Raw genomic sequence first — 8,577 nt, forward strand, 5'->3', positions numbered from 1 at the left:
CGTCTAGATTTACTCAGATAATATCGCTTTCCTATACGTAGTTTTACTTACGGGAAATAAGTAAAAATGCTTAACCCGTATTACGTATAAAAGCGGATAGTAAATGGCATACTGGAATATATAATTAATACATGAAGCATATTTCATTAAAGAGTTTACCTTAGTGAGGTGCGGCGAGTGTTATGGCGCTCAGGAGAGACTGGGTGGCGTTGTGGAAGAACAGGTCTTGAGTTAAGAGAATTGGAGGAATTTATGAGCAAGTTTCATTCAATGGTATCCCGCCGTGATTTCATGAAGGGTCTGGGTATGGCCGGGGCAGGTATTGGTGCAGTTGCTGCTTCGGCTCCTGTTTTCCATGACATTGACGAACTTATAGCCTCTGATACAGCTGTTCAGCCGCGTCCCTGGTGGGTAAAAGAGCGCCCCATTGACGACCCCACCATAGAGGTAGACTTCGGCATGATGGAACGCCATGACGGGCGTGACCAGGGACAGTCTGCCAGAGTAAGAGCAATTTACTACGGGGCAGACAGAGTCTTGGGGGCTGCGGCCTTATCCGCTGCCGAACTGGCTGAAAGAACCGCTTCAAATTATCCCGGTTATACTTACCGTTCCAGAGCACTGGCCGGCAGCTTTAAACGAGTTTCTCAGGGGACTTCACCCGGCTGGGCCGAAACCAAAGACCCCGCTCCGGTAAAAACCCCTGAAGAACGGGGTGAACCGAAGTGGACGGGTACACCTGAAGAGGCTTCACGTATGCTCAGGGCGGCCATGAGGGCTTATGGCGCTTCACTGGTAGGCTATACCGAACTTACCCAGGAACATCGTGACCATGTTATCTTCTCTTATGAGAAGGGTGACTCCAACAACGAAAAATACATTGGCACTACTATTCCTGTCACCGCTGCCCGTCCTATTGTCTTTGAAAATGTGCCCAAAGCATATGAGACTACTGAAAAACTGGTTATCCCTAATGTACCCTTGTGGGAGATAGCCTTGTCAACCCAAGGGTCAAATGAGCTCTGGCGTTCAGCCGGCACTCTGCTTGGCGGTATGGCCAATGGCAATACTTTTTACAATTGTGCCAATCTGCACGCATCCACCTACAACTTCCTGCGGTATCTGGGTTACCAGTTGATTGGTACTATAGGCAACGATGCCCGTTATGTGGGTTCCGAGGGTGGAGCGGCAATCATGGCCGGTCTGGGTGAAGCCAGCCGCCAGAAACTCTACACCCTTACTCCCGAATATGGGGCACCCGGCCGCCTGTATGGTGTGTTGACGGACCTGCCTCTTGAACCTACCCATCCCATAGATGCAGGCATTTACCGTTTCTGCCATTCCTGTCAGAAGTGTGCAGATTCCTGTCCGCCCCAGTGTATATCTAAAGAAAAAGAACCTTCATGGGATTTGCCGCTGACCGAAGGCAAAGAGACTATATACTCAGTAAAGGGCACAAAAGCCTTCTACAACAATCTGCCTCTCTGCCGCCAGTATTCCAACGAAACCTCTCACGGTTGCCGCATCTGCTGGGGTGAATGTACCTTTACCGTTAACCGGGGTGCTCTGGTTCACCAGATTATCAAAGGTACTATTGCCAATATTCCTCTTTTCAACACCTACTTCTACAAACTGGGCGATGCCTTTGGCTATGGCACTGATCCTGAAAAAGCCGAAGCATGGTGGGATCTCAGCCTGCCTACCCTTGGTCAGGACTCAACCATTGTCGCGGCTGATGCCGGTTACGGAAAATAGGAAAGGAGATTAAAGCTTTATGTGGTTTTTTATAGGAATCTTGATTGGGGCTTTGGTGCTGGGTTTTATCTGGTGGTTAAGACGCAAGAATCTTAATCTTACCTGGTATGAGTGGGTATTAGGCATACTTGGGCTGTTACTGCTGGTATTTACCCTGCAGAATTTCATGGGCAGCTTTGAAGAAATAGAGTCCAAGGCCGCCTATATGTTCCTGCTGATTACCGGCTTGCCATCTCTTATCCTGTTGGCATTAACATGGCAACTAGCCGCAAGGAGACTTGCTAAAGCCTGAAATCCGGGATGAAACAGATATAAATACTCTCCGGTAAAAACTATTACAGTGCCCGAACCTTAAAAGTTCGGGCACTGGTATTTTCATGCAGACGACTATTTTAGTCTCAAAATGAATGAAATTGAAATTATCTTTCAAAAAGTAAAATAATGTGTTATTATTACTCGCTTTCAGTGTACCGTATTCCTTTTATGACCCTTTAGCATATCTGCCCTAACATTATTTGCTGTGGTTTCAAATTAGCGTGACACAAAAATGAAGTAGGAGGTTGATTAGGTTGTTCAAACGTTGGTGGCCCTCATTCTTAGGCACTCTTTTAGTGGCGGTAGCTTTTATCTGGGTTTATGTGTTTTTCCCGGTTATGGCTAAATTGCCGGCGGATTATGAACAGAATTATTATTTTTCCGGTACTGTTCAGGTACTGAATTCTGCTACCGGCCAGCTTAACCCTGCTATGCCGGTCAATGTTACCCGTGCTCTGAAGGCCAGCGGTCTGGAAGATGATGTTCTGCTTATGGACCAGACGATTACTTTCACCCACGCTCAGGCCGGTACAGAGTTACCCTTTGGTTCAGAGGAAGTTTACGGGCTGGACAGAACTACCCGGGCAAATGTCTCCGGTTATGGGAATATCGACCGCACCGGTCAGTTTACCTTCCCGGCTGATACCCAGCAGCAGGATTATCCTTTCTGGTCTGCAACAGCCAACCAGAGCTTGACTGCCAAATTTGTTAAAGAAGAGACCTATCAGGGGTTGACAGTATATGTCTTTCAGGTAGACCAGAAAAACATCAATCTGGGTACTTACGGTGCTACCGGCATACCCCAAACCGGTGATTTTCTGATAAATATCAAAGTAGAGCCGGTCAGCGGGGTGCCTGTGTACTCAGATACTACCACCACCCTCAAAATCTCCCCTGCACCCTCAGTCAGCATGCCTATATTCATTTCAACCATAGCCTATACCACTGAAACCATTGACGAGATGGTAAGCACTGCCGAATCCACCAAGAGTATGATTATGTGGGCCAGTGTTTACGCCTTCTGGATAGTGGCAGGCGTGGGTATTGTCTTTATCGGAGTCGGGTTTTTCCGAAGTCGCACTGCCTAGACTTTAATCTTAATCAAATATCAAAGGGGGGAGTGGGGGTTAAACCCTGCTTCCCCCTTTTTTATACCCTTCAGGTAAAGTATCAGATTAGCCGGGCATACCCCCCTTGTATTGCAGGCTATATAGCGGTTATCATGGGAATAAGCGAGCAAGTGTATGAACGATAAATTAAAGAAAACCCGCGGACCGGTGATTGCCGGTAGCCTGTGTATTATTTCCGGCATATTCGGCATATTGGGAATACTGAATTATTCAGTAGGAATATTCGGGGAGGCCGGGAGCGGATTCGGGAAGGGGGATATCCCGCCCTTTGTACCCAGTATTATCTTTGATACCCCAATCCCGGCCCTCATAGTTGCACTGGTGGCTTTGGTGGGGGGTATTTTTGCTTTCCGGCGTAAGAAATGGCTGTGGGCGCTGATTTGTGCCATAGCGGCAGCCTGCTCATTTATCCTGACCGGTATTCCGGCGGTAATACTTTTAATCTTGACCAAAGACGAATTTACCAGCTAGCAGTTAATATGACGGCACTCCCCGTTTTGGTTAGTTTGGCTGAAAGGCGTTGTGCGGTAAAAGTATCAAACTTTTACTTGGACAGGAAATAGCCTACCCCGTGCATATTCATAATATGCTTTGGGGCATAGGCATCCGCCTCAAGTTTTCGCCTCAGGTTGTATACATGTACCTTTATGCTGTTAATTACTTCAGGGTAATGCCCCCCTGAAATCAGTTCAGATAGCCTTGAATAAGTTACTATCCCAGGGGCATCCTTGATAAGCTCATGCATAATCTGGCTTTCAATGGTGGTCAGGATTACAGTTTTCTGGTTTATAAATAACAGCCTTTTAAAATAGTCCAGTTTAAAAGGCCCCCATTCTATCAGGGCATCTTTGTTGGTAGTTATGGGGCGGCGGAGTATGCACCGTATTCGGGCAAGCAACTCCATTTGGCGGAAGGGTTTTATAATATATTCGTTTGCCCCAAGCTCCAGTGCCTCCACTACATCTGATTCTTCTGCCCGTACGGTCAAAATAATAATGGGAGTATCACAGAAAAGCCGGGCATCCTTCAGTACTTCCAGCCCGTCCATATCCGGCAGGCTCAGGTCAAGGATAATCAGATTTGGTGACTGTTCTTCAATTATCTTTAAACCGTTCTCCCCGCGTGAGGCACTAAGCAGGGTTGCATCCGGCCAGCATATTTTAAGTGCAAAAGATATTGCCTGGACTATTTTGTAATCATCTTCAATAATCAGTATCTTCATTTGGCTTTTGGCCTCAGCGGTATGGAAAAAGTAAAGGCACTTCCTTCGCCAACCTTGCTTTTCACTGTTATTTCACCTTCGTGCAGGTCAATAATCATCTTGGACAAAGCCAAGCCGATACCCAAACCTGAGGGAGTGCCTTTTTTATGGCTTCGCGAATACAGGTGGAACAAAGCCCCTATCTCCTCCGGACTCATGCCCTTGCCGTTATCTTTCACTTCAACTTCCAGATTGTTGTGGTTAATTCCGGCGGTCAATGAAATATTGCCTCCCCACGGGGTGTATTTTGCTGCATTATCCAGCAAATTCAAAATTACCTGCTTAAGGCGTTTGTAATCGGCTACTACAACAGGCAACGGGTTTTGTATGCTGATAGTCAGCTTTTGGGAATTTGATTCAAATACGGGGTTCATTATCTCATCAATGTCTTTAAGTAATTCATAAATATTCAGGGGTTCACATTCCAGCCGCAGCAGACCAACCTCACCCCGTGCAATATCCAGCAACTCGTCTATACGCAGATTAAGGTCTTGTATACCGGCGTACAGGCACTTCATATAGCTTAGGTTAGGTTCCTCTGCCAGGTTTTTGCTGAGCAGTTCAGAGGTGGCCAGCATAGATGTCAGCGGGGTTTTCAGTTCATGCACCAGAGCCCTCGTAAAGGTAATCCGCTGGCTTATTTCATTTTCCAGAGTTTCCCTTAGTTGTTTTTCCCGCTCTAAAGACTCCTTAAGTTCCTGCTCATTTTTCTTCCTGATAGTGATATCCCTGATAACCGAGATTATCATGGTATCCCCGCCTAGGTAGATTAGTTTGTGATTTATTTCAACCGGGATACTCTCCCCGTTTTTATTTCTATGGGCTATTTCCAGAACTTCATGCCCCTTGGCAACTAAATTACTGACTATTTCCGGTCCACGGAGTGCCGTTTCCTGTGAATCAATATCCAGATTTGTCTTCCCGATTAGCTCCTCATATTTGTATCCGAAGTGCTTGCAGGCGGCAGTATTGGCTTCTGTAATTATTATGGGGTCATTCGTATTGGAGAATTTGAACAGGAGTATGGCATCGTTGGCCCAGTTAAAAAGCTCGCGGTATTTCAGCCGCTCTTTTTTAAGAGTGTAATTGCACTGCTTTAACTTAACTAATTCGTCTTTTAATTCGTCTATTTCCACTCAGGTTCTCTCGTACGGCTGTTATTCTATTATACTGCCAAAATGAGAGATATAACCAGATAACAACCATTGATGCCAAGATTGGCAATAGTTAAGAATACTTAATTAAGCCTTATATTAACTTTACTTTAAGCTTCAGAGATTTACCGTTTGGTTTACTAAGGGTATTTATAATATTCAGATATCCTTGAATAACATTAAGGAGGAGCAGACGAGACCAAAATCCATGTAGCTGTTTGGAACGCCTGAAATATTTGCAGGAAAGGAAAGAATTATGGGTAATTTTCACAGTAGCCTGAGCCGAAGAGACTTCATGAAGGGATTAGGATTGGCAGGTGCCGGTATAGGTGCAGTTGCTGCCGCCGCTCCTGTTTTCCATGACCTTGACGAAGTAGCCTCGGCAGATTCATCTGTCAACAAACGGCCCTGGTGGGTGAGAGAGGTTGACAAGCCAACCATAGAAATAGACTGGAGTAAAACGTCCTCACTGCCGTTTCCCCAGGAAGGCTGTCATCTTCCCCCGCTGTTAGCTGAATTTGTGGGATGGGACAGGGTAAATTCCGCTATGGCTCAGGGTGTAGCCGCTCTTAACGCAGGGGCAAAAAAGACCGGCTCCAAAGAAGCCATTTCCCTGCTGGATACCTCCATGCAGGAGGCTGCCTGGCCTCATTTTATAGCCCACGCCGGCTGGAGAGAACCTGTATATCCGGCTTTGGAAGGGGCAGCCCCCATACCGGAGCTGGTAGGTCAAACCTATACCCATGAAAGTTTTGGAGTGCCCCGCTGGGAAAGCACCCCTGAAGAGAACTTTGCCTTGCTCAAATCCGCCATGAGGTTTTTCGGTGCCGGCCAGATTGCATCTATAGAATTGGATGCTAATGTAAAAAGCATGTTCTACCCTGTAGATGCCAGCCGCATGTTCTTTAACGGCCCGCCCATGGCCTATGGTTTTGAAGATTGCGATAACGGTTATGTAACTGATACCCACTTTATTATCCCCAACAAAGCCCGCTGGGTGGTTACTTACACTACCCCCATGCCCAAAGAAATGTATCGCACCGCACCTTCAGGTGTTTGTTATGCCGCCAATATGAGCCGCTACCGTCTCAATCAGGAAACCATGGCCTGTGTCCAGAAATTCCTGCTTGGGTTGGGTTATCAGGGTTTGCAGTCTGCCCCCTGGCCTAACGGCATTTGTCCTTCACCGGCTGTGGCTACTTTGTCCGGTCTGGGCGAAATGGATAGAATTAACCAGTGCGTTATTCCTGAAGAAGGCGCGGTAGTCGGCATTTATAAATTTATTACCGACCTTCCTTTGCCTGTCAGCAAACCCATAGATTTCGGCGCTTTCCGCTTCTGCCATAGCTGCCGAAAGTGTGCGGATACCTGCCCGGCCAAGGCCATATCATTTGAAGAAGAGCCTACATGGGAACCAGCTGGTCCTTGGAGCACCGGTGGTAAAAAGGCTTACTACAAGAATGAACCTGAGTGCAAGCTGTATCAACATAGCACCGGGGCTACCTGCCAGATATGTACCGGCGTTTGTGTATTTAACGTAAATACCAAAGCCATGATACATGAAATTGTTAAATCCACCCTTTCCACCACCGGCATTTTCAACAGCTTCCTCTGGAAAGCTGACGTTGCTTTTGGCTACGGCCATCATGACGCGGCCGAATGGTGGGATCTTGACCTGCCCAGATACGGCTTTGATACCACTATGGGTGTCAGAGACGGCGGGTACGGAAAGTAAGAATTAGGAGATAGTGATATGTGGTTTATCATAGGTATATTGGTTGGTGCCCTGGTATTGGGGCTAGTTTGGCTGATGAAACGAAACAATTTTAGCCTTGCCTGGTACGAGTGGCTGATTGGTGCAATCGGGGCACTCATGCTCCTTTTCACCGTCCAGAACTACTTCGGCAGTCTGGCAGAGGTAGAGCCTAAAGCGGCTTATATGTTTCTGCTGGTAGTAGGCTTGCCGGGACTTGTCCTGCTGGCTTTAGCCTGGCAGCTGGCCGCCCGAAGGGTAAAGAAAGCCTAAACCTCAGGTAATACAAGGGGGGGGAGACTTAAGTCTCCCCCCCCTTGTCATCTTCTTTAATCTGATAGACTGGGTTAAATGTATTTAAACGGGGTCAGGGTTTTAGTGTGTTTGTGGGTTAAGGGCAAGGTGTGATTCCGTAATTTAGTGAGTGTTTTTGATAACTCCACTTTTTCTTCTCTGGTTATACTGGCCATCATTTGCTTGTACACTCTGTTGGAAATTTCCAGAGCTTGATAGAAAGTATCAATAGCCTTTTCGGAAAGTTTTATGCGCACCATGTGTTTTTTGTCTAAATCTTTGGTTTTGATAATTAGTCCGTCTTTTTCCATACGGCTGACAATGGCTGAAACTGAATGGGGTTCAAATACAATTCGTCTGGCCAGAGTATGAGGGGTGGATTCTCCGCCCAGACACATGAGTTCATGTAATATGGCAAACTTTTCGGTAGAGAGATTCAGGCTTTTTAATTCGCGTGTCCATGCCCGTTCAATTGAATGTTTAACCTGAGTAATGTTGACCCAAAGTAAATGTTCCAGTTCCAGAGTCTCAAATTCGTTCATCTTATTGCCTGTGTTATTAATTATTTACTGGATACCTGTTAGCATCTGTACGGCGTATATCTTAATCCCTCAAGCCGTTTTTGCCAAATCTCCGTACACACTATTGACAATACACAATCGGTATATTAGTCTATATGGACTAGTCCATATAGACTAATATACTAGTGAAAGAGGGTGATAGCAAGCTTAAATAAATATAAATTACAGCACCAGCGGTAGTCCGATAGAATTCGAAAGGGGAAATCTATGAAAGAGTTTCATTCCACACTCTCGCGACGTGATTTTATGAAAAGCCTTGGGGTAGTCGGAGCAGGTTTGGGTACTATGAGCGCTGCTGCCCCTGTTTTCCACGATTTGGATGAGGTCACGTCTT

The 8,577-nt window shown here is 46.3% G+C and carries 10 protein-coding genes; 7 read left to right on the forward strand and 3 right to left on the reverse strand.

Annotated elements, in window-relative coordinates; all coding sequences use genetic code 11:
* The first annotated feature begins 252 nt into the window (after nucleotides 1-252).
* The 4 genes from WC259_RS06520 (at nucleotide 253) to WC259_RS06535 (ending at nucleotide 3,671) form a co-directional block, all read left to right on the forward strand.
* Nucleotides 253-1,755 carry a reductive dehalogenase gene (locus WC259_RS06520; RefSeq protein WP_011309991.1) on the forward strand — a complete coding sequence of 501 codons (1,503 nt, stop codon included), beginning with the start codon at nucleotides 253-255 and terminating at the stop codon, nucleotides 1,753-1,755.
* A gap of 19 nt (nucleotides 1,756-1,774) precedes the next feature.
* Nucleotides 1,775-2,047, forward strand: a complete 273-nt coding sequence (locus tag WC259_RS06525; RefSeq protein WP_372643729.1) for a dehalogenase — start codon at nucleotides 1,775-1,777, stop codon at nucleotides 2,045-2,047.
* Nucleotides 2,048-2,324: 277 nt separating this feature from the next.
* Nucleotides 2,325-3,158: a porin PorA family protein gene (locus WC259_RS06530; protein ID WP_015407328.1), complete on the forward strand. Its 834-nt coding sequence runs from the start codon at nucleotides 2,325-2,327 to the stop codon at nucleotides 3,156-3,158.
* 156 nt (nucleotides 3,159-3,314) lie between these two features.
* Nucleotides 3,315-3,671, forward strand: coding sequence for a hypothetical protein (locus WC259_RS06535; RefSeq protein ID WP_011309988.1), 357 nt, complete (start codon nucleotides 3,315-3,317; stop codon nucleotides 3,669-3,671).
* A gap of 73 nt (nucleotides 3,672-3,744) precedes the next feature.
* Here the strand turns inward: WC259_RS06535 and WC259_RS06540 are convergent, their stop codons facing one another.
* Nucleotides 3,745-4,422 (reverse strand): response regulator transcription factor, encoded by a 678-nt coding sequence (locus WC259_RS06540; RefSeq protein ID WP_011309987.1) that lies wholly within the window; start codon nucleotides 4,420-4,422, stop codon nucleotides 3,745-3,747.
* Nucleotides 4,419-5,597 (reverse strand): PAS domain-containing sensor histidine kinase, encoded by a 1,179-nt coding sequence (locus WC259_RS06545; protein ID WP_011309986.1) that lies wholly within the window; start codon nucleotides 5,595-5,597, stop codon nucleotides 4,419-4,421. Before WC259_RS06545 ends, WC259_RS06540 begins: the two co-directional genes overlap by 4 nt.
* Before the next feature lie 274 nt (nucleotides 5,598-5,871).
* Here WC259_RS06545 and WC259_RS06550 point away from each other — a divergent pair, with 274 nt between their 5' ends.
* Entirely contained in the window at nucleotides 5,872-7,350 is a 1,479-nt protein-coding gene (locus WC259_RS06550; RefSeq protein ID WP_011309985.1) for a reductive dehalogenase, read from the forward strand.
* 18 nt (nucleotides 7,351-7,368) lie between these two features.
* Nucleotides 7,369-7,641, forward strand: coding sequence for a hypothetical protein (locus tag WC259_RS06555; RefSeq protein WP_015408025.1), 273 nt, complete (start codon nucleotides 7,369-7,371; stop codon nucleotides 7,639-7,641).
* A gap of 74 nt (nucleotides 7,642-7,715) precedes the next feature.
* On the opposite strand, the gene WC259_RS06560 is transcribed toward WC259_RS06555, so the two are convergent.
* A complete protein-coding gene (locus WC259_RS06560) occupies nucleotides 7,716-8,204 on the reverse strand; it encodes a MarR family winged helix-turn-helix transcriptional regulator (protein WP_011309983.1) in 489 nt (162 codons plus the stop codon).
* Between the two features lie 246 nt (nucleotides 8,205-8,450).
* On the opposite strand from WC259_RS06560, the gene WC259_RS06565 reads away from it, so the two are divergent.
* Nucleotides 8,451-8,577: twin-arginine translocation signal domain-containing protein (locus WC259_RS06565; RefSeq protein WP_372643734.1), on the forward strand; the 127-nt coding region annotated here is incomplete at its 3' end.

The sequence above is a fragment of the Dehalococcoides sp. genome (assembly GCF_041654235.1).
Lineage (GTDB): Bacteria > Chloroflexota > Dehalococcoidia > Dehalococcoidales > Dehalococcoidaceae > Dehalococcoides > Dehalococcoides mccartyi_B.

Bases quoted from the DNA above. Each gene is read 5' to 3' on its own strand.
- WC259_RS06525 (WP_372643729.1), top strand. From the start codon at position 1,775: ATGTGGTTTTTTATAGGAATCTTGATTGGGGCTTTGGTGCTGGGTTTT.
- WC259_RS06535 (WP_011309988.1), top strand. From the start codon at position 3,315: ATGAACGATAAATTAAAGAAAACCCGCGGACCGGTGATTGCCGGTAGC.
- WC259_RS06520 (WP_011309991.1), top strand. From the start codon at position 253: ATGAGCAAGTTTCATTCAATGGTATCCCGCCGTGATTTCATGAAGGGT.
- WC259_RS06560 (WP_011309983.1), bottom strand. From the start codon at position 8,204: ATGAACGAATTTGAGACTCTGGAACTGGAACATTTACTTTGGGTCAAC.
- WC259_RS06540 (WP_011309987.1), bottom strand. From the start codon at position 4,422: ATGAAGATACTGATTATTGAAGATGATTACAAAATAGTCCAGGCAATA.
- WC259_RS06555 (WP_015408025.1), top strand. From the start codon at position 7,369: ATGTGGTTTATCATAGGTATATTGGTTGGTGCCCTGGTATTGGGGCTA.
- WC259_RS06550 (WP_011309985.1), top strand. From the start codon at position 5,872: ATGGGTAATTTTCACAGTAGCCTGAGCCGAAGAGACTTCATGAAGGGA.